This is a genomic window from Pedococcus sp. P2_E4, assembly GCF_056403935.1.
Genome location: NZ_JBFUEO010000022.1, coordinates 25,940 through 46,064 on the forward strand (window position 1 = coordinate 25,940; position 20,125 = coordinate 46,064).

The following is a 20,125-nucleotide window of genomic DNA, read 5'->3' on the forward strand; positions in this document are numbered from 1 at the left end:
GGTCGCGGTGAACGGATCTGCTCGCCCCGGTCACATGGCCGGGATCGCGACTCGGCTGGGGCGGTGGCGGTCGCTGCTGGCGGCGGCCGCGGGCAGAACCCGGTCACTTGACCGGGGCGAACCCCCGCCCCTTGGGTCACCCTCGAAGCAGACCAACGCCGTGAAGGAGGAGGGCCACATGAACGCAGACACCCGGGTGGGAACGCACGCCTGGACGATGCGCACCGGCGGCCACCTGCAACCCGCAGACACGCGCCGACTCCTCGTCGACCTCGCCCGCGCCCACGCCACCAACGCCGTCGGCCGCCTCACCCTGTTGGCACACCTGCACCCTGGCAGGAACGCGTACGTGCCAGCCGGCCGGCTCGTCCCCCCGAATTCAGCCCTGACTCGCGCAGCCACCGACGCCGCCACCAAGGTCCTGCCAACAGCGCTGCTCAACCACAGCTACCGCACCTACCAGTTCGGCCGCGCCATCGGCGAGCTCGAGCGCCTCGACGTCGACGCCGAGCTCCTGTACGCCGCCGCGCTCCTCCACGACACCGGCCTCGGGACGGCCACCGGACGTAACGACTTCACCCTCACCTCAGCCCGCATCGCCCGCGACGTCGCCGAACACGTCGGCCTGTCCACCGCCGCCACCGACACCCTGCAGACCGCCATCACCATGCACCACAACCCTCGCGTCACCCTCGACGCCGGACCCGTCGCCTACCTGCTCTCCGCCGGCGCGGCTGTCGACGTTTTCGGCGTCCGCAGCTGGCAGCTGCCCGCCGCCACCCTCACCACGGCCGTCAGCGACCACCCCCGCGACGGGTTCAAGAAGTACTTCACCCAAGCCTGGGCCGACGAAGCAGCGCGCGTCCCACAAGGCCGCGCCCGCCTCCTACGCCGGTACGGCGCGTTCACCCTCGCCATCGCACTCGCCCCGTTTGACGAATGAATCGCCTGACCCGGCCACTCACCCGACTCGCAAAGGACCCGTCATGAAAGCCATCGTGCAAGACCACTACGGAAACGCCACCTCGCTCCGGTTCGACGACATCGACCGCGCCGAAGTTGGCGACGACACAGTGCTCGTCCAGGTCGTCGCCGCCGGCGTCGACCGCGGCGCACTGCACTTCATGACCGGGCAGCCGTACCTCATGCGGCTCCGCACCGGGCTTCGAACGCCCAAGGTGCGCGTCCCCGGCGTCAGCTACGCCGGACGCGTCGAAGCCATCGGGTCGAACGTCATCGGCTTCGCGGTCGGCGACGAGGTCTACGGGGCGGCCCGCGGCACCTATGCCGAGTACGTCGCTGCCTCACCCACCAAGATGGCCCACAAGCCCGCCGAGCTCACCTTCGAACAAGCCGCCGTCCTGCCGTATGCGACGTTCGCTGCCCTGCAGGCAGTCCAAGACCACGCCAAGGTGCAACCTGGCGAACGCGTCCTGGTCGTGGGCGGCACCGGAGCCGTCGGCAGCATCGTCGTCCAAGCAGCCAAGGCGGCCGGCGCCGAAGTCACCGCAGTCACCGGACCCCGCAACCAGCAGACTGCCACCACTCTCGGCGCCGACCACGCCATCGACTACACCCAGGGCGACTTCACCGACGGCCCCTGCACCTACGACGTCATCATCGACGTGTTCGGCCGCACCGCCACCCGGCGGCTCCGCCGCGCGCTCACGCCCCGTGGCCGGCTCGTCATCGTCTGCGGTGAAGGCGACCGGTGGGTCGGCGGCATCCAGCGCCAGCTCGGCTCCATGCTCCTCACCCCGTTCATCAGCCAGACGCTGCGAATGTTCGTCGCCAAGGAGAACACCGACACCCTCGAGCGGATGAACGACCTCATCGCTGCGGGCAAAGTCCAGCCCCCGCAGATCCAGACCCACCCGCTCGTCGACGCACCAAACGCAGTTGCCGCCCTGGAGGAGTCAGGAACGCCGGGACGGCTCGTGCTCACCATCTGACCGAGCGCGGCGCGCACTCCTCACCAACCAGGCGGACGTACCAACAGGTCACGGTTGCGCCGATACGTCTCCTCGTCCACCTCGCCGCGCGCGAACCGCACGTCTAGCGCCTCCAACGCCGCAGGGGAAGCCTGCGACGCCCGTTCTGTCGTCGTGCCCGCTGGCCCAGGCCGGGGACGCGCCGCGAGCACCAACGCCACACTCCCCGCCACGAGGATCAGCAGCAAGACCAAGGCGCCCGCACCCATCAGCCACCAGGTCCAGCCGGCGTCGTCAAACATCATCGCGAGCCTCCTTCCGCTCAACCCTGTTCAAGGGACTAGCGCCATCGTTGCGCTGACGCGGATCGGAGGGCAGGGACGAAGGACCCGCTGCAGCGTGCTCCGGCGGCGGGCAACGATCCCGGCTGTTGTGCCGGGGCGAGCGGTTCCCCTCGGGAGCACAGTCGAGAACGCCAACGATCGCGACACTCGAACCCTTCGGACGGAGATGACGGCCATGGCCCTCCACACCAACCCCCGCACCACGGCGCACGCCAACAGCGGGCAGCGCCCGGACACCTCCCAGCAGCGTCGAGCCATCGAGGCGGTCGCGTTCGTGGCCACCTGGGTAACCGCCGGATACCTGCTCGGGCTCAGCTCCAACGGGTACCTGCTACTCGGCATCCCGCTGACCGCCGCGTTCCAGCTGAGTGTGCGCCGCCGCCCGCTGCGTGAGCTGTTCGCCGGCGGCACGACCCGGTTCGCTCTGGACCGCACGGGGGCCGCCATGGCAACCGTCCTGGCCATCACCCCCGGGTGCTACGCAGCACAGGCTTTCACCGCCGGCGACTGGACCACATTCGGCTGGTACCTGGCCGCCATGGCCGGCGCCGTCGCCGCCGCGTTCTCCCTGCGCGCCAGCTCCATCCTTGCCACCCTCCGCTCAGCGGCCCTGCCCGTTGCCATCGGGGCCACGGGAATGGCAACCGTCTACGGGGTGGTGCACATCGCGACCGGGACGCCGCTACCCGCCATGGCTGCCCTCGCAGCCCTGGCCAAGTACACCGCCCTGTACTACCCGGCCACGTTCCTGCTCGAGGAAGTCGCGTTCCGCGGAGCCATCGACGCCCACGTGCACCACGACGGGGACACACGCCGCTGGCAGTCCGCCGCGTTCGTGTCCGCCCTCTGGGGGCTGTGGCACCTTCCGGTCTCCTCGGGCTTCCCGCTGCCATTGATGGTCGTGGAGCTCGTCGTCGTCCACGTCGCCCTGGGGGTGGGCCTGTCGCTGGCATGGCGCCGCACCCGGAACCTCGGCGGGCCGGCGTTGGCGCACGCCGTCATCGACGCCGTCCGCAACGCCACCATGCTCGGACTCTGACTCGCACCAGGTCATGCGGGATCCTTCGGTCTGCGCACGGGCTTCTTCGGTAGGTCCACGAGGCGCTCCGTGTGGCAGGGCTGGCCACGGGCAATGTGCCGGGATGCCGGGTGGAGCGCCGCGGGCCAGCGGTACGGTCGGCTGGTGCTACACGGCCGTGAGCCCGAACGCGCGCAGCTTGCCGCCCTGGTGGCACAGGCTCGCGCCGGAACCGGCGCCGTCCTGGTCGTGGTCGGAGAGCCCGGCGTGGGGAAGACCGCGCTGCTGGCCGACCTGTCCACGCTCCAGCAGCCCGGTCAGGATGGGAACGTCCGGGTGCTGCGCACCGCGGGGGTGGAGTCCGAGTCGCCCTTGCCGTATGCCGCGCTGCACCGCCTGCTGCGCCCCGTCGCGGACTTCGGCCGTCTTCCGCCCCCGCAGGCGCGGGCGCTGCGGGTCGCGTTCGGCCTCGAAGACGGCCTCACCGTCGAGCCGTTCCTGGTGGGCGTCGCCACCCTGTCCGTGCTGACCGACGCAGCCGAACCGGACGAGCCCCTCCTGTGCGTGGTCGACGACGCGCACTGGCTCGACTCGGCATCTGCGGACGCCTTGCTCTTCGCAGCCCGTCAGCTGGCCGCGGACCCGGTTGCCATGGTCTTCGCCGCCCGCACCGGTGACACCGCCGGGCGGGCGTTCGCGCCGCCAGGGTTGCCCACCCTCGAGATCGGGGGCCTCGACGAGGACGCCGCCCGCCAGCTGCTCGACGAACGCGGCGGTGACCCACTGCCGGGTGAGGTCGCCGAACGCCTCGTTCGCGACACCGGAGGAAACCCACTCGCCCTGCTGGAGCTGCCCACCGGGCTCAGTCCCGAGCAGCTCCACGGGAAAGCGCCGCTGCCGCAACAGCTCACGTTGACCGCCGGAGTGGAACGCGCGTTCCTGGACAGGTGCCGTCGCCTGCCCGAACAGGTGCAGACGCTGCTCCTGGTTGCCGCAGCCGACGCCACCGGCCGAGGCGCCACCGTCCGGCAAGCAGCCGCGTCACTCGGCGTCAACGCGGCTGCGTGGGCGGACGCCGAGAGGTCGAACCTGCTGACCATCAACGGCGACTCGGTGGCGGTGCGGCACCCGTTGGTCCGCTCGGCGGTGTACCAGGCGGCCACCAGCTACGAGCAGCGCCAGGTGCACAGCGCCTTGGCGGATGCTGTCGCCTCACACGACCCGGAGCGGTCAACGTGGCACCGGGCCGCCGCGGCAGACGGACCGGACGCCGATGTCGCTCATGCCCTGCACGATGTCGCAGTTCGCGCCGAGCAGCGCGGCGGCCACCTCGCCGCTGCCGACGCCTTCGAACGCTCAGCCGAACTCACCGTGAGCGAACCGGACCGCGCCACCCGTCTGTTCGGAGCCGCGCGCACTGCGTGGGCGGCCGGGCAAGCGGTCCGTGCGCGCACCCTCGCCGCCTCAGCTCGTGACCTCGCCGCTGACCCGCCACAGCGCGCCGACATCGACCGGCTCCGGGCCCGCATCGAGGTCAACGTCGGCTCGGCCGTCGACGCGCACCGCATCTTCACCGTCGCGGCCCGCACCGTCGCCGACCACGACACCGGCCGGGCACTGGAGATGGCGTGCGCTGCCGCGCTCAACCGCACCTACGGTGCCGACAGCGGAGCCACCCTGGGCACGGACATCCTGACCCGACTGCTGACCCCGACCGAGCAGGACACCGCGCGCACGGCGTGCCTGCGACTGCTGTTGGGCACCCTGACTGCGTCCGGGGACCAGGACTGGGCTCGCGCCGCTCCCGCCCTCGAGCGGGCCCTCGATGCCGGCCGCTTCGTTGAGGACCTGGACGTGATGGGCAACCTCGGCAACACCGCACTGCACCTCGGCCACGACGAAGGAGCGAGCTTCTACTACGCGGCCATGGTGTCCACCGCCCGGGAGGCGGGTGCCGGCATGGTCGTCCTCTATGCGCTGGAACGCCTCATGTTCGCCCAGCTCCCCACCGGCCCCTGGACCCTCATGCGCAGCTCCGCTGACGAAGCCCTGACCTTGGCTCGCAGCGTCGGCCAGCCCACCCTGACCGCCGCCCCCTTGGCTTCGCTGACCCTCCTGGCTGCACTGACCGGAAGCGACGACTTCGACCGTCACCTCGCAGCGCTCGAGGGCGTCACGGCCAGACACCCCTTGGGCATCATGACGGGCCCGACGCACGACGTCATGTGCTGGGCCAGGGGCAGCCGCGCCGCCGTACAGGGTGATGCGCCAGGAGCCCTGCACCAGCTGTCGGGGATGTGGGTGCCGGCCCTGCATCGGCTGGCCGCCGTCGACCGGCTCGAAGCCGCCGTTCGTGCCGGCGACGCCGACCAGGCACGGGCCTGGGTCGACGAGCTCGTCCCGTTCGCCACCGGAACCGGCCATCCATGGGCCCTCGGCGCAGTCGACCTGGGCCGCGCACTGACCACGCAAGACCCGGCTGACGCGACCGCGGCGTTCGAGCGCGCGGTCGGCCACTACCGCAACGCGTCACGCCCTTACGACCTGGCGCGCACCCAGCTTGCCTACGGGGAGTTCCTGCGCCGCACCAACCGGCGCGTTGACGCCCGCACGCACCTGCGGGCTGCGTTGGAGACGTTCACCGACCTGGGTGCAACCCCGATGGTCGAGCGCGCCACCCAGGAGCTGCGGGCGTCTGGCGAGACCGCCCGCAAGCGCGACCCGTCCACCCTGCTGGACCTGACGCCGATGGAGCTCAAGGTCGCCCAACTGGTCAGCACCGGCCTGTCGAACAAGGACGTCGCCGCCCAGTGCTGGGTGTCACCGCGCACGGTGGCGTTCCACCTGCGCAACGTGTTCACCAAGGTCGGCGTGAGCTCCCGGACCGAGCTCGCCCAGCTCGACTTCAGCTGACCTCAGCACCTCACCGGATGCCATCCGCTAGCCGTCTGAGAAATTCGGGACACGTCATAGAGACTTTGACCCCAACCCGGCCGACGCTCAGGTCTGGGTGCTCGCCTTCGCGTGGACGCGTTCGCCCTGCGGGCCGAACAGGCTCAACACCTCTGCCGCCGTGGTGCCGTCGCTGCCGAACCAGTGCGGCACCCGTGTGTCGAACTCGGCCACCTCCCCAGGGCCCAGGACGATGTCGTGGTCACCGAGTACCAGACGCATCCGCCCGGACAGGACGAACAGCCACTCGTACCCCTCATGCGCACGCGGCCGAGGTGCGCTGTTGCTGGCCGGGACGATGATCTTCCATGCCTGCACCCCACCGGGCTGTCGGGTCAGTGGCATGACGGTGCGCCCGTTGCGCTTGCTTGCCTTCAGCCGGACGCGAGGGTCACCTACCTCCGGCGCGCCGACCAGGTCGTCCAGCGGGACCCGGTACGCCGCAGCCAACGGCAGCAACAGCTCCAGGCTGGCGCGACGCTGACCGGTCTCCAACCGGGACAGGGTGCTCTTGGAGATGCCGGTCGTCTCGGCCAGCGCAGTGAGCGTTATCCCACGCTGCGCCCGAAGCTGCTTCAGCCGGGGCCCGACTTGGTCGAGGGCCCTCGCAATCGTGGTTGAAGTGTCATCCATCCTGACATTCTGACCCCTCCCTTCCCGGAAACGGCAACGGATGTTGCCGATGTCAAGAACCCGGGAGCATTCTCGGGTACATGAACAGCTACGACGTCCTCATCGTCGGCGGCGGAGCCGCCGGCCTCTCGGCAGCCCTCGTCCTCGGCCGAGCCCGACGAGACGTCCTCGTCGTCGACTCCGGGGCACCACGCAACGCGCCCGCCGCGCACATGCAAGGATTCCTCTCTCGCGACGGCATGACCCCGACCGACCTCCTCGAGGCGGGCCGCGCCGAAGTGACCGGCTACGGCGCCACCACCGCTTCCGGCACCGTCACAGAGCTCGTCAGGTGCGGGTCCACCGGCTTCCAGGCGCTCCTCGCCGACGGCCAGCGCGTGCAGGCCCGCCGCGTCCTGGTCACCACCGGGCTGCGCGACGAGCTGCCGGACGTTCCCGGGCTGCGTGACAGGTGGGCCAAAGACGTGCTGCACTGCCCGTACTGTCACGGCTGGGAGGTGCGCGACCGCCCCGCTGGTGTCCTGTGGCACGGACCGGAGACCGTCAGGTACGCCCAGATCGTTCGCCAGTGGACGCACGACCTCCTTCTCTTCGCCCCGCAGGGCGAACTCACCTCACGCGACCGGACACAGCTGGTCGCCCGCGCCATAGGCATCGTCGAAGGGCCAGTCGACCAACTCGTCATCGAAGACGACACCCTGACCGGAGTCGCCATGACCGACGGGCGGGTCATCCCCAGACACGTTCTGTTCGTCCCACCCCGCTTCGTTCCGCACTCCGAACTGCTCGTCGGCGTCGGCGCCGATGTCGACGAGAACGGCTGGGTCGCCGCCGGCGTGAACGGCGCCACCAGCGTCCCCGGCCTCTGGGTCGCAGGAAACGTCACAAACCCGCGGGCACAGGTCATCACCGCCGCCGGCGAAGGCTCCGCTGCAGCCATCGCCATCAACGCCGACCTGGTCGACGACGACATCCAGGCCGCGGTCGACCTCTTCAGCCAGGGATTCGTCGCCGACTCGCAGTAGCCAGCACCGCGTCACTCCGCTGGCCGCACTGGCCAGCCGACTCCACCACCACGACACCCACTTCAGGAGTAGACCCATGTCTCATCCCGCCACGCCCACCACAACCACGCCGGCCGCCCCGCCCCGAGTGGGCCCGCCCACCAAGCACCAGCTGGCACTCATGATCTGGCTGTGCGTGTTCCCGACGCTGACCATCATCAACCTCACCCTCGGTGACTGGCTGCGGCCCATGAACCCCGTGCTGCGCACGTTCGTCCTGGCGACCATCGCCGTCCCCGTCGTCATCTACGGCCTCATGCCCCAGCTCCACGAGGCACGGGCCCGGATGCTGACGAGCAAGACCGGACGCTAACCCTGCAGGGACCCAGTCGGCCGACCCCAAGACAGCCCAGACCCTCCAGCCCCCGACGAGGGCCTGGGCCCCCGCCACACCGCGCTGAATGGCGCGCACGCTCGACGTGAAGTCTGCGGCACCGCCCGCCAACACTGCCCTACGCTGCAAGCACCGAGCCGAAGGACAGGATGGAGCAGGCATGCCGGGCCCCCTGCTCAGCACCAAGTTATTCATCCCGCACGCCCGAACCGGCACCGTTGCCCGACCCAGGGTCACCGCGCTCCTCGACGCAGGCGCCCAAACCAGGCTGACCCTGGTGTCAGCCCAAGCGGGCTTCGGCAAGACCACAGCCATCGCCACCTGGGTCCACCAGGGTCCCGGAACCGACCACGTCGCATGGGTGTCCCTGGAACCCAGCGACGCCCAACCCGACGTGTTCTGGACCTACGTCGTCACCGCGCTGGCCCCGCTGGTGCCAGACCTGGCAGACGGTGTCCTGCCCCTGCTGAATGGGTCCGGGCCGCCAATGTCGGCTGTGCTGACCGAGGTCGTCAACAGGCTGGCCGACAGCACCGAACCAGTCGTTCTCATCCTCGACGACTACCACCTGGTCGACAGCGCCCCCATCGCCCAAGGCATGACGTTTCTGCTCACCAATTTGCCCCCCCACGTCCACCTCATTCTCAGCACGCGGGCCGACCCGGACCTACCGCTGAGCCGGCTCCGTGCCCGCGGGGACGTCATCGAAGTACGCGCCGCCGACCTGCGGTTCACCGCACCCGAGACCGCCACGTACCTCCACCAGGCCGGTCTGAACCTCGACACGGCGGACCTGCAGGTCCTGGAGGACCGGACCGAAGGATGGGCCGCCGCGCTCCAGCTGGCTGCTCTGTCGATGCGTGGCCTGGACGACGTGAGCCAGTTCGTCGCGGACTTCGCCGGCGACGACCGGTTCATCGTCGACTACCTCGTCGACGAAGTCCTCAGTCGCCAACCACCCAGCATCCGCGACTTCCTGCTCCGCACGTCCATCCTCAACCAGCTCACCGGACCACTGTGCGACGCCGTCACCGGACAGACCGCTGGCACCAACACGCTGCTGGACCTGGAACGGCAGAACCTGTTCGTCATACCGCTCGACGGCCGACGACGCTGGTACCGCTACCACCACCTGTTCGCGGACGTGCTGCGCGCCCACCTGACCGCAGACACCGCAGGCCCGACGGCGGCCGAGCTACATAGCCGCGCCAGCACCTGGTTGGAGAACGACGGTCAGCTCCTCCCCGCCGTACGCCACGCCGTCGCGGCCGAAGACCACGTCAGGGCGGCAGCACTCATGGAGCAGGCCGTCCCCGACCTCCTGCGCCAGCGCCAAGAAGCGACCGTGGTCGGCTGGGTCGACGTCCTGCCCGACGACGTCGTCCGGGCCCGCCCAGTACTGGCGATGGGGTTCATCTCAGCGCTGATGTCACGAAACGAGTTCACCAGCATCCCCGCACGCCTGGACGCCCTAGAACCCCTCCGGCCTTCCCCAGCCGAGGTTGAGGGCGGCTCGTGGCCTCAAGCCGAGGTGGTGGCGCAGGACCCGGCGGAGCTGCCGCAGCTGGCTGGCAAGGCAGAGCTCTACCGGGCCGGGCTGGCACTGCTCGCCGGTGACCTGCCGGCAGCCCACCGGCACGTCGAACAAGCGAGAGCCCTCGCACCCGCCGACGACCACCCGACCCGCGCGGGCACCTGGGGCGTGGCCGGTCTGGCGCACTGGACGGTGGGCGACCTCGACGCGGCACACGCGTGCTACACCCGCTGCGTCCAAGAACTGAGGCTGGTCGGTTACATCCCCGACGTCCTGGGCTGTTCAACCACGCTGGCGGACCTGAGGGTCACGCAAGGTCGCCTGCGTGAGGCCCAGGCAACGCTGGAACGAGCCTTGGACCTGACGCTCGGCCAGACTGAAGTGCAACGCGGCACGGCCGACATGCACACGGGACTGGCGGACGTCCTGCTGGAGCGCGGCGACCTTGCCGGAGCAGAGAGTCAGCTGCGCGCCGCCCAGGACGTCGGCGAACGGGCCGGGCTGCCCCGGCACCCGTACCGGCTGCGCGTGGCCATGGCCCTGCTGCGGCAGGCACGCGGCGACCTTGACGAGGCGGCAGCGCTGCTCGAGGAGGCCGAACGGGTGTACGTCGCTGACTTTGCTCCCGACGTGCGGCCGGTGCACGCCACCGCTGCGCGCGTCCTGCTGGCCGGCGGCGACCTCGAGGCAGCCCGTAGCTGGGCCGGCGAGCATCGCCTCTCGCCCACGGACGACCTGAGCTATGTGCGTGAGTACGAACACGTCACGCTGGCCATGCTCCTGGTAGCACAGTCACGCACCGACCATGGCCGTGACGGCATAACGGACGCCTCCGAACTGCTGAGCCGTCTCCATGACTCGGCGCACGGCGGCGGTCGCCTGGGCACGCTCATCGAGATCAAGGTCCTGCAAGCTCTCATGGCGGACGCTGCCGGCCGTGACGAGGCCGCCGCGGCCGCACACCTCGAGCAAGCGGTTACGCTCGCCGCACCCGAAGGCTATGTCCGACCCTTCGCCCAGCACGGCGCGGCGCTTCTCCCAGTCTTGGCCGTGCTGCGCGCCGAGCAACGGAACACCGCCTACGTGCTCGCCCTGCGAGCAGCGTGCTCGGGCGAAATGCCGGTCAGCGCTCACGAGTCGCTGCCCGGGCCGCGTCAGGGCCTGGTCGACCCGCTCAGTCCACGCGAGCTTGACGTGCTTCGCCTGCTGGCCACGGACCTCACCGGCCCCGAGCTTGCGCGGCACCTCGTCGTGTCCCTGAACACGCTGCGGACGCACACGCGGAACGTGTACACCAAGCTCGGCGTGAGTGGACGACGAGCTGCGGTCAGCCGAGCCCGCGAGCTCGGACTCCTTGCTGGCAACACGCGGTAGCACTGCAACTGGTTCTCTCTGACTTGAGCTCGCCCGGTGTGATGCGGCAGCTTCCTACCGCACGGCCCTGACCGGGAGCACAGCGAACGCCCCGGCTGCCGCGCAGGCCGCCGCCACGCCGTACAGAAACCCGTAGCTGCCACCCCCAAGGCTCAGAATGCTGGGCGCCACCGCCGGCGCCAACGCGAACGGCAGCGCGCCCGCGTAGTTGAACACACCCAGGTCTTTCGCGGAGTCGTCCGGGTTCGGGAGCACGTCGGCCACCAAGGCGAGGTCGACTGCGAAGTACAGCCCGAACCCCAACCCGCTCAGCGCCACCGCAACCAAGAACGCCGGGAACGTTGTTGCGACACTCAGCAGCACCATCGCCAATGCGTACACAAGCGCGGCAGCCAGCACGAACACCTTGCGCCTGCCGGCCCGGTCCGAGAGCCGGCCTCCCACCAAGGAAGCGACCACGACCGCAGATGACTGGGCAAGCGTCCCCAGGAACACCAGGTCAGGGATGTCGGCCTCGTCCCGGTGCAGCCGTTGGAGGAGGAAGTACACCTGGTAGGTGGTAAGGAACGCGTATGCCATCACCAGCAGGAAGCGACTCAGGAACGCCCACGCGAAATCCGGGTGCCGGCGCGGGCTGACGACGAACGTGCTGATGACCTCGCGCAGCGTCCACCGAGGCGTGACGTCGGTAGGCAGACGCCGGTCCTTCAACGTCGCAGCAAAGACCACGATGAGGACCCCACCGATAGCGCAGGGCAGCATGAACATGGCGAGCTGGTGCCCGCTGAACACCTTGACGACGAACGTCGCACCCACTGACGCGACAGGTAGGCACACCCCCAGCGCACCGAAGACCCGGCCGCGCTGCGCGGACGGAACCTGGTCAGGCAACACCGCGACATGCACGGCGAGCACGGCGTTGAAGAACAGCTGCGCAATGCACCAACCCAGGACCACCATTGCCACGTTCGTCGCCGTCGCCACCATGAGGATTCCAACGGTCCCGCCAAGCAGACCCCCGATCATCCACGGGCGGCGCATCCCCCAGCGGGAGGACGTGCGGTCGCTCAGCCGACCGAACAACGGATTGGCGAACAGGGACGCGACCGACCCCGTCCCGACCACCACCGCAAGACGCCCCGGTGCCGCGTTCTGCCCGACCAGGTCGTTCACCTTCAACGCCAACGTGACCGCCAAGGGTGCAATGAACAGCAGGCACGTACCCAGGTAGGACAGCGTGTACAGGGCGACGAACACCCACCCAACCTCACGCGGGATTGGCTCTGTCGCCGCAGCGACAGTTGCGGGTTCATTGTCGGGCATGTGCGGCCTTCCCGCGCGAACGCGAATGGTTGCGGCCCAAGTCCGCCCACCCCCCACACGGTAGGCAGTCGGCGCACTGGGGGCTAGAGGTCGGCCGGTGCGAGGACCGAGAGCCAGGTCCCGGCCCGCCAAGGCGGAGCACGAAGTTCACCCCATCCCTCACCAGATCTGGTGATGGCTGCTCACCACATCGGCTCCTACGTTGCGGCGTACCGCATCAAGACCCCCGGCCCGCCAAAGCCAACCTCGGGCCACCTTCGAGGAGAGCCATGAACGACCAGCCGCCCGAGCCAGCCACCCCTTGGTACGAGATCCGTCTCCAAGGGCGGCTCGGACCCCGGTGGGCAGCTCGGTTCGAGGGCATGACCCTTCACGCCCTCGACGACGGCACCACCGTCCTGGTTGGGCCCGTCACCGACCAGGCGGCGCTCCACGGGCTCCTTCGACGCCTCTCCGACGTCGGCATCCCGCTGCTGTCCGTCACCCAGACCGACCCTGACACACCCAGCCCATCGACCTGAACCAACCCTCATCCAATCCAGCCCACCCGAGCGCACCCACCAGGAGACACCCATGACCACCACCCAGCACACCCGCACCGTCGACCGTCAGCCAGCCGCGGACCCGACACGTCGCGCCGCCACCATCGTCGGCTGGATGTTCGTTGTCACCTACGTCACTTCCATCTCGGCCAAGGTCTGGTTCTACCCGCCGTTGTTCGACGGGAACTACGTCACCGGCCCCGGACATGACTCCCGCGTCCTATGGGGCRCATTCGCCGAGGCCATCCTCATCATCGCCAACATCGGCAGCGCCACCGCCCTGTACACGGTCGTCAAGAACCGGTACCCCAACCTCGGCCTCAGCTTCATCGCCGCCCGCATCATGGAGAGCGTCTTCATCGGTGCCGGAATCCTTGCCGTCCTCACGGTCGTCACCCTGCGTCAGGACTACGCGGCCGCCGGCGACCAGTCCGCCGCTGGCCTGGCCACCGTCGGGGACGCGTTCCTCGCCATGCAGCACTGGACCTTCAACCTCGGCCCGCAGTTCGTCGTCGGTGTCGGCAACGGCTGCATCCTCGGCTGGATGATGTTCCGAACCGGTCTGGTGCCGCGCCGGCTCGCCGTCCTCGGCCTCATCGGCGGACCGCTCATCATCGCCTCTGGCTCCGCGGCCGTCCTGCACCTCATCGAGCCCGGTGGCGCGGTCCAGAGCCTCTCGGCTGCGCCGGAGTTCTTCTGGGAGCTCGGTTTCGGCATCTACCTCATCGTCAAGGGCTTCAAGCCCAACGCTTTGACCGCCACCCCGCCCCAGTCGTAACACCACTGGCCCAGGCTTCGAGAGGACACCGCTCATGCTCACCGTGGAACGACTCACCAAACGCTACGGACCCGCTGTCGCCGTCGACGACATCACCTTCACCGCCCACCCGGGACGCATCACCGGATTCCTCGGGCCCAACGGCGCAGGCAAGTCCACCACCATGCGGATGATGGTCGGCCTCACCAAACCGACCACCGGCACCGCCACCGTCCTTGGCCGCCGGTTCACCGACCTGCCCAACCCCGGACGGGAGGTGGGGGTACTCCTCGACGCCTCAGCACAGCACGCCGGACGAACCGGGCGCGAAATCCTCACCATCGCCCAGAAGACGATGGGCCTGCCCCAGTCGCGGGTCGAGGAACTGCTCGACATCGTCAGCCTCACCGAGACCGAAGCGAACCGGCGCGTGCGGGACTACTCCCTCGGTATGCGGCAACGGCTCGGCATCGCCACGGCCCTCATCGGCGACCCCCACATCCTCATCCTCGACGAACCAGCCAACGGGCTCGACCCCGCCGGCATCCGCTGGATGCGAGACCTGCTGCGCGGATACGCCGACCGCGGCGGCACGGTCCTGCTGTCCTCCCACCTTCTCCACGAGATCGAAGTCATCGCCGACGACCTCGTCGTCATCGGCCACGGCCGCATCGTCGCCCAAGGCACGAAAACGGACCTGCTCGCAGGGGCCGGAACCCTCGTCAAGACCCGCGACCGCGAGGGCTTGGTCGCCGCCCTGGCCAACACCGGCACCGCGTACAGCGAGCACGGCACGCCCACCAGAACCGCCGTCGTCACCCTGCGCGTCGACGCCGACACCGAACACGTCGGCGCCCACGCCGCCCGCGCGGGCATCGCCCTGCTCGAGCTTCGGCCGGCCGAAGGCGCCGGCCTGGAGGAAATGTTCCTCGAGCTCACCGCCACCACCCAACGAGAAGGAGCAGCGGCATGAGCACCGCAACCGCCCTCAGCGACACCCCCACCATGGCGCCGACCGAGGCACGCACCGCGGCCCCGGCCCGCATCCCCCTGCGACGCATCGTCGCCGTCGAGCTGCGCAAGTCGGTCGACACACGCTCCGGCTTCTGGCTCCTGGCCGGGACCGGCATCGCCGCAGTCCTCGCGACCTTCCTCGTCATCGCATTCGCCCCTGACGACCAGTTCACCTACAGCACGTTCACGCTGGCCATCGGCTATCCCATGAGCGTCCTGCTGCCGCTCATCGCGGTCCTGTCCGTGACCGCCGAATGGACCCAACGCAGCGGGCTGACCACGTTCACCCTCGTGCCACATCGCGGCCGCGTCATCCTCGCCAAGGGCATCGCCATGCTGCTGGTAGGCGTGGCCGCGATGCTGCTCGCGTTCCCCCTCGGAGCGCTCGGCAACCTCGCCGGCACCACCATCCACGACCTGCCCATCGTCTGGGACCAGAACCCCTCTGACCTGGCCTACTTCGCACTCGCTAACACGCTGCTCATGGCCGTCGGTTTCATGCTCGGCGTCCTCATCCGCGCCTCCGCCGGCGCCATCGTCGTCTACTTCATCTATGCCTTCGTCGCGCCCACCCTCCTGACGTTCCTGGCCATGAGCCAGGACTGGTTCCGCAAGGCCCAGCCCTGGGTCGACCCGAACTACAGCCAGGACGCCCTGTTCCAAGGCGGCTTCGACGCCCAGCAGTGGACCCAGCTAGCCGTCACCTCAGCCGTCTGGCTCGTGGCCCCACTCGCTCTCGGGGTGGCCAGCCTGCTCCGGTCCGAGGTGAAGTAAGAGACCCAACGCGCCGCGCCGCCCTCCACCAAGCCGCCAGGTAAGGGTGGCGCGCCGGTCGGCCACTGTCCGAGACATTGCAGGCTTCACGCCCACCCCGGCCATTTGACCGGCGCGAGCCCTTGGCACTCCGACGAAGGTAGGTCTCACCATCGCAACCTCAGCGGTGGGACCAGAAGCAGAGCTTCCCCGAGACCGCCCCAGGAGTCGTCATGCACGCCAAGCCCACCGCCGGACCGCCCGCGGTCGACACCCCCGCGCCCACGTCATACACCGCCCACGCCCCAGCCGGCACCGCGCACCACGCACCGACCCACGGCCACCACGGAGACACCGACGAYGGGCCCCGCAAGCCCTGGGTCGTCCTGGCCCTCGCCCTCGCCGCCCAGATCCTCGTGGTCCTCGACATCTCCGTGGTCAACACCGCCCTGCCCTCCATCGGACGCGACCTGCAGCTGGACGGGTCCGACCTGCAGTGGGTCGTCACGGCCTACCTGATGATGTCCGGCGGCGGGCTGCTGTTCGGAGGCCGCATCGCCGACCTGCTGTCCCGCAAGTGGGTGTTCCTGACCGGGCTGACCGTCTTCACCGCCGCGTCCATCGTCAGCGGATTCGCAGGCGGGGCAGGCGAGCTCATCACGGCCCGCGCGGGCCAGGGGCTGTCGGCCGCCCTCATGACCCCCGCCGCACTGTCCATCATCATGACCACGTACTCGGGCGCCCAGCGCCGCCTCGGGCTCACCCTGTGGGGTGCGGTCGGATCGCTCGGCGTCGCCGCCGGCGTCCTGCTGGGCGGAGCCCTCACCACCTGGGCCGGCTGGCAGACCATCTTCTTCATCAACGCCCCCATCGGCGCCACTGCGCTCCTGGTCGGCCTCAAGGTCATCCCCGCCGCCTCCACCGCGCGCACCACCCTCAAGCAGTTCGACGTCGCCGGTGCCGTGACCGTCATCGGCAGCCTTGCCGCCCTCCTCTACGGACTCGGCGCCAGCGAGCAGCACGGCTGGCTCTCCGCCCGCGTCGTCATCGCGTTCGCCACCTCGGCAGTCCTCGCGGTGGCGTTCAAGGTCCGGGAGGACAAGGCTGCGAGCCCGCTCATCCCGCCGCACACCTGGAAGGTCAAGTCCCTCGTGTCCGGCACCCCGGTCATGCTGGGTGTCACCGGTGTGCTGGTGGGCACGGTGTTCCTGACGTCCATCTTCGTCCAGACGGTCATGGAGTACTCCGCCATCCGCGCCGGTCTCGCGTTCGTGCCGTTCGCCCTCGCCATCACCGTCGGCACGGTCATCGCCCGGCACGCCCTGGCTCACGGAACCCCGCGGGCCGTCGCCGCCGTCGGCCTGGTCATCGTGGCCGGGGGAGCGGTCCTGCTCGCGCAGACCTCCGCCGGGTCCAGCTTCGTCACCGGAGTGCTGCCCGGCCTGGCCATCATCGGCCTCGGCGTCGGCATGGTGTTCGCTCCCGTGTCCATCACCGCCATGGCCGGCATCCCACCCCAGCACGCCGGCATGGCGTCCGGGTTCCTCATGACCGGACACGAGGTCGGCGCCGCCCTCGGCGTCGCCGTCCTGTCCGCCGTGGCGAGCAGTGCGGGAAACCTGGCCAGCGCGACCGGCGTCGTGAACGGCTTTCCCCGCGGGTTCCTCGCGGCTGCCGGCATCGCCGCCCTGCTCGCTGTCTTCGCCTACCTGCGGATGCCTGCCGCGCGCGTCGAAGGCGGCGCCGGTATGCACCTGCACCACTGACGCGACGACCACCTCACCCGGCGGTCGGCGACGTGATGGACCGCAGGAGACCGATGACCTGCCGCTCGAAGTCGGCCGGCGACTCGCCCGACTTCGTGACGAACCGCGTCTCGCCCAGCCGCAGCCGACGTCGGTCGGTCTCCTCGAGCTCGCGTCCCGTGTAGACGACCATGGGCAGCGTGCGCAGCCGTTCGTCGCGCCGCAACGCTTTGACGACCGCGTAGCCGTCGATGTCGGGCAGCCCGAGGTCCAGCACGAGCAGGTCGGGTGGGACCTCGTGGCTCATGGCCAGGGCCTGCATCCCGGTGTGGGCGACGCGGGCGTGGACCCCGTGCTCGGTGAAGAAGGTCTTGAGGACGTCGCCGAGGTCCTCGTCGTCCTCGATGACCAGCACGCTGGTGGTGGCTTCAGTGCCCAGGGCCTCCCGAAGCGAGCTCATCAGGGCTCCCTGGTCGACGGGCTTGGTCAGCCAGGAGGACGCCGCGGGGACGGACATGTCGTCGGGGGCCAGAGCGCTGAGGATGACGATGGGAATGTGCGCCGTCGCCGGGTTCGCGCCCAGGGCGGCGATGGTCTCCCACCCCGACATGCCCGGCATGCGCAGGTCCATCAGGATCAGGCTGGGCGCCTGGTCGGCCGCGAGCTCCAGTGCGCGCTGCCCGGTGTGCGCCTTCAGGGTGGAGTAGCCGTGCGCTCCGAGCATGGCGGCCAGGACCTCGACGATGTCCGGATCGTCGTCGCAGATCAGCACCGCGCCGACCGGACTGGGGCCGCCCTGCTGGTCGTCCGCCGGCGTGGTGGTGGCAGCCTGCAGGACGAAGGTGAAGGTGCTGCCTGACCCGGGGGTGCTGGTCGCCCAGATGCGGCCGCCGTGCTGCTCGACGATGCCGCGGCAGATGGGCAGTCCGAGGCCGGTGCCGGCCTTGGCGCGGCTGTCCGAGGCGTCTGCCTGGGCGAACCGGTCGAAGATGCTCTCGAGCTTGTCAGCCGGGATGCCGGGGCCCTGGTCGGTCACCGTGAACAGCACGACGCGGTCACCGCCTTCCCCGGCCGGTGCCGGCCCCGCCGACACGCTCACCACGCCTCCCTCCGGGGAGAACTTGACCGCGTTGCTGAGCAGGTTGGCGAGCGTCTGGGCTATGCGGTCCCGGTCGGCGAACACGACGGCGTCGCTGTGGGTCGCCGTGAGCGTCACACCCGCCTCGTGCGCCATCGCGCGCATCTCCTCGAGGGCCCCCTCGACCAGCACCTGCACGGGCAGCAGCTCCAGGTCGAGCTCCAGCTTCCCGGCACTCAGCTTCTCGACGTCGAGGATGTCGTTGACCAGTCGGACCAGGCGCTCACAGCTGTTCAGCGCCACGTCAGCCATCCGCTGTGCCTTGGGCGGCAGGGTCCCGACCGCACCACCTGACATCAGGCCCAGCGCGCCGCGGATCGACGTCAGCGGCGTGCGCAGCTCGTGGCTGATGACGCCGACGAACTCGTCCTTCATCCGCTGGACCACGCGCTGCTCGGTGATGTCCTGCACCGTCCCGACCAGGCGGACGACGGTGCCGGACTCGCCGCGCACTGCCCGGCCCATGGCGCGGACGTCGCGGACCGTGCCGTCGGGGCGCACGACGCGGTAATCGGAGTGGATGTCATCGTGCGCGGTGGCAGCCTCGTCCTGGGCTCGGACGACCTCGGCAGCATCGTCGGGGTGGACGCGTGCGAGGAACAGGTCCTGGTGGTCGCCCTGCGTGTCCGGGTCGAGGCCGAGGATGCGATAGAACTCGGTGCTCCACTGGGTCTGCCCGGTCGTGAGGTCCCACTGCCAGCTGCCGATGTGGGCGAGCTGTTGGGCATCCTCGAGCTCGTCGTTGCTGAAGGCCAGGTGGTCGGCCTTCTCCTGCACGCGGCGCACGAGGACCTCGTTGCCCGCGCCCAGGCGATAGAGCGCGAACGCGAGCAGCAGCATCGCGCCCAAGGTGCCAGCCGCCACGATGACGGTCCAGCGGATGGCCGACTCCTGCCGACGGTCGGCAGCCTGGTTGGCCAGCTGGGCCTCCCGTGCCAACGCGTCCGTCATTGCCGACTGCGACTCGGCGAGGTCGTCGAAGCCGCGGTCGAAGGCGATGTGCTGGTCGCGAGCCTGGCCGCGCGACGTCACCGCCGGCGCGGTCAGCCGCACTGCTTCGGCGCCATAGGCCTCGAGTGACGTGCGCAGGGCTCGGACGTCGGGGGCCAGCGAGGTCGCCGTCGTCGTCTCGCTCAGCCTGCCCAGGTCGCCCTGGAGCTGGGCGACGTGCAGGCGGGTGCGAGCCGCGAGCTCGTCGGGGCTCTCGTTGTTGCCCTCGAACGCCTCGAGGGACTCGAGCACGTCGCCGTGGATGGTGGCGTACATCAGGTTGGCGTCCTGCTGGTACTGCTGGGCGGTGAGCAGGCTGATGGCATTCGCGTGGGCGCGCTCCACCGCGGTGAAGCCGGTGAGAGCGGTGGTGACCACCAGCAGCGGGAGCAGGACAGCGACCACCGCCGCGACGAGCAGGGCCTGGCGCAACGGAAGGCCCCCGAGGGGGTCGGCCCTGCTGAACCTGCGCACCTCCGTCGGCGCACCGCGCCGGTCGGCGGCCGGAGCGGCCGTCACGGCCGGTCCGGCAGTGAGGGAGCCCGCTGAAGCAAGGAGCCAGCCCGCTCAAGCAATGAGGCAGCCCGCTCAAGCCCCTCGGCTGCGGTCCCCTTGGTGTCCCTCATCGCCTGCGCTGGTCGCTCGCGGGTGTTTTTGCCCTCATGCGCCCAGTGTGCCC

16 protein-coding genes are annotated in these 20,125 nt (G+C 69.9%); 12 read left to right on the plus strand and 4 right to left on the minus strand.

Going from position 1 to position 20,125, the window contains the following annotated elements; translation table 11 throughout:
• The first annotated feature begins 178 nt into the window (after window positions 1-178).
• Both AC1DV7_RS11730 and AC1DV7_RS11735 read left to right on the plus strand, forming a co-directional pair.
• On the plus strand, window positions 179-943 hold the full coding sequence (locus AC1DV7_RS11730) for an HD domain-containing protein (protein ID WP_477597303.1): 765 nt from the start codon (window positions 179-181) through the stop codon (window positions 941-943).
• Between the two features lie 43 nt (window positions 944-986).
• Window positions 987-1,952: an NAD(P)-dependent alcohol dehydrogenase gene (locus AC1DV7_RS11735; RefSeq protein ID WP_477597304.1), complete on the plus strand. Its 966-nt coding sequence runs from the start codon at window positions 987-989 to the stop codon at window positions 1,950-1,952.
• A gap of 20 nt (window positions 1,953-1,972) precedes the next feature.
• On the opposite strand, the gene AC1DV7_RS11740 is transcribed toward AC1DV7_RS11735, so the two are convergent.
• Window positions 1,973-2,236: an SHOCT domain-containing protein gene (locus tag AC1DV7_RS11740; protein WP_477597305.1), complete on the minus strand. Its 264-nt coding sequence runs from the start codon at window positions 2,234-2,236 to the stop codon at window positions 1,973-1,975.
• A 214-nt stretch (window positions 2,237-2,450) separates the two neighbouring features.
• Between AC1DV7_RS11740 and AC1DV7_RS11745 the strand changes: the two genes are divergently transcribed.
• Together AC1DV7_RS11745 and AC1DV7_RS11750 are read left to right on the plus strand one after the other, a co-directional pair.
• Window positions 2,451-3,314 carry a CPBP family glutamic-type intramembrane protease gene (locus tag AC1DV7_RS11745; RefSeq protein ID WP_477597306.1) on the plus strand — a complete coding sequence of 288 codons (864 nt, stop codon included), beginning with the start codon at window positions 2,451-2,453 and terminating at the stop codon, window positions 3,312-3,314.
• A gap of 144 nt (window positions 3,315-3,458) precedes the next feature.
• Entirely contained in the window at window positions 3,459-6,206 is a 2,748-nt protein-coding gene (locus AC1DV7_RS11750; protein WP_477597307.1) for a helix-turn-helix transcriptional regulator, read from the plus strand.
• A gap of 87 nt (window positions 6,207-6,293) precedes the next feature.
• On the opposite strand, the gene AC1DV7_RS11755 is transcribed toward AC1DV7_RS11750, so the two are convergent.
• Entirely contained in the window at window positions 6,294-6,878 is a 585-nt protein-coding gene (locus AC1DV7_RS11755) for a helix-turn-helix domain-containing protein (RefSeq protein ID WP_477597308.1), read from the minus strand.
• An 80-nt stretch (window positions 6,879-6,958) separates the two neighbouring features.
• Here AC1DV7_RS11755 and AC1DV7_RS11760 point away from each other — a divergent pair, with 80 nt between their 5' ends.
• The 3 genes from AC1DV7_RS11760 to AC1DV7_RS11770 all read left to right on the plus strand — a co-directional run bounded on the left by AC1DV7_RS11760 (window position 6,959) and on the right by AC1DV7_RS11770 (window position 11,184).
• The gene (locus AC1DV7_RS11760) at window positions 6,959-7,903 is read left to right on the plus strand and encodes an NAD(P)/FAD-dependent oxidoreductase (RefSeq protein ID WP_477597309.1); all 945 of its coding nucleotides are present in this window, start codon (window positions 6,959-6,961) and stop codon (window positions 7,901-7,903) included.
• 76 nt (window positions 7,904-7,979) lie between these two features.
• Entirely contained in the window at window positions 7,980-8,255 is a 276-nt protein-coding gene (locus AC1DV7_RS11765; protein WP_477597310.1) for a hypothetical protein, read from the plus strand.
• Between the two features lie 181 nt (window positions 8,256-8,436).
• Entirely contained in the window at window positions 8,437-11,184 is a 2,748-nt protein-coding gene (locus AC1DV7_RS11770) for a winged helix-turn-helix domain-containing protein (RefSeq protein WP_477597311.1), read from the plus strand.
• Between the two features lie 54 nt (window positions 11,185-11,238).
• On the opposite strand, the gene AC1DV7_RS11775 is transcribed toward AC1DV7_RS11770, so the two are convergent.
• Complete coding sequence (locus AC1DV7_RS11775; RefSeq protein WP_477597312.1) at window positions 11,239-12,441, minus strand: MFS transporter; 1,203 nt, start codon at window positions 12,439-12,441, stop codon at window positions 11,239-11,241.
• Window positions 12,442-12,776: 335 nt separating this feature from the next.
• Here AC1DV7_RS11775 and AC1DV7_RS11780 point away from each other — a divergent pair, with 335 nt between their 5' ends.
• From AC1DV7_RS11780 to AC1DV7_RS11800, 5 genes are all read left to right on the plus strand, one after another.
• Window positions 12,777-13,028 carry a hypothetical protein gene (locus tag AC1DV7_RS11780; protein WP_477597313.1) on the plus strand — a complete coding sequence of 84 codons (252 nt, stop codon included), beginning with the start codon at window positions 12,777-12,779 and terminating at the stop codon, window positions 13,026-13,028.
• A gap of 52 nt (window positions 13,029-13,080) precedes the next feature.
• Window positions 13,081-13,827: a DUF4386 domain-containing protein gene (locus tag AC1DV7_RS11785; RefSeq protein WP_477597314.1), complete on the plus strand. Its 747-nt coding sequence runs from the start codon at window positions 13,081-13,083 to the stop codon at window positions 13,825-13,827.
• Between the two features lie 34 nt (window positions 13,828-13,861).
• The gene (locus AC1DV7_RS11790) at window positions 13,862-14,779 is read left to right on the plus strand and encodes an ABC transporter ATP-binding protein (RefSeq protein WP_477597315.1); all 918 of its coding nucleotides are present in this window, start codon (window positions 13,862-13,864) and stop codon (window positions 14,777-14,779) included.
• A complete protein-coding gene (locus tag AC1DV7_RS11795) occupies window positions 14,776-15,594 on the plus strand; it encodes an ABC transporter permease (protein WP_477597316.1) in 819 nt (272 codons plus the stop codon). Before AC1DV7_RS11790 ends, AC1DV7_RS11795 begins: the two co-directional genes overlap by 4 nt.
• Before the next feature lie 212 nt (window positions 15,595-15,806).
• A complete protein-coding gene (locus tag AC1DV7_RS11800; RefSeq protein ID WP_477597317.1) occupies window positions 15,807-17,339 on the plus strand; it encodes an MFS transporter in 1,533 nt (510 codons plus the stop codon).
• A 13-nt stretch (window positions 17,340-17,352) separates the two neighbouring features.
• On the opposite strand, the gene AC1DV7_RS11805 is transcribed toward AC1DV7_RS11800, so the two are convergent.
• Window positions 17,353-19,965 (minus strand): response regulator, encoded by a 2,613-nt coding sequence (locus tag AC1DV7_RS11805; RefSeq protein ID WP_477597318.1) that lies wholly within the window; start codon window positions 19,963-19,965, stop codon window positions 17,353-17,355.
• Window positions 19,966-20,125: the final 160 nt, after the last annotated feature.

What these genes read in the sequence shown, in the direction of transcription:
- AC1DV7_RS11730 (WP_477597303.1), top strand. Translation starts at nt 179, where the DNA reads ATGAACGCAGACACCCGGGTGGGAACGCACGCCTGGACGATGCGCACC.
- AC1DV7_RS11735 (WP_477597304.1), top strand. Translation starts at nt 987, where the DNA reads ATGAAAGCCATCGTGCAAGACCACTACGGAAACGCCACCTCGCTCCGG.
- AC1DV7_RS11740 (WP_477597305.1), bottom strand. Translation starts at nt 2,236, where the DNA reads ATGATGTTTGACGACGCCGGCTGGACCTGGTGGCTGATGGGTGCGGGC.
- AC1DV7_RS11745 (WP_477597306.1), top strand. Translation starts at nt 2,451, where the DNA reads ATGGCCCTCCACACCAACCCCCGCACCACGGCGCACGCCAACAGCGGG.
- AC1DV7_RS11755 (WP_477597308.1), bottom strand. Translation starts at nt 6,878, where the DNA reads ATGGATGACACTTCAACCACGATTGCGAGGGCCCTCGACCAAGTCGGG.
- AC1DV7_RS11760 (WP_477597309.1), top strand. Translation starts at nt 6,959, where the DNA reads ATGAACAGCTACGACGTCCTCATCGTCGGCGGCGGAGCCGCCGGCCTC.
- AC1DV7_RS11765 (WP_477597310.1), top strand. Translation starts at nt 7,980, where the DNA reads ATGTCTCATCCCGCCACGCCCACCACAACCACGCCGGCCGCCCCGCCC.
- AC1DV7_RS11770 (WP_477597311.1), top strand. Translation starts at nt 8,437, where the DNA reads ATGCCGGGCCCCCTGCTCAGCACCAAGTTATTCATCCCGCACGCCCGA.
- AC1DV7_RS11780 (WP_477597313.1), top strand. Translation starts at nt 12,777, where the DNA reads ATGAACGACCAGCCGCCCGAGCCAGCCACCCCTTGGTACGAGATCCGT.
- AC1DV7_RS11790 (WP_477597315.1), top strand. Translation starts at nt 13,862, where the DNA reads ATGCTCACCGTGGAACGACTCACCAAACGCTACGGACCCGCTGTCGCC.
- AC1DV7_RS11795 (WP_477597316.1), top strand. Translation starts at nt 14,776, where the DNA reads ATGAGCACCGCAACCGCCCTCAGCGACACCCCCACCATGGCGCCGACC.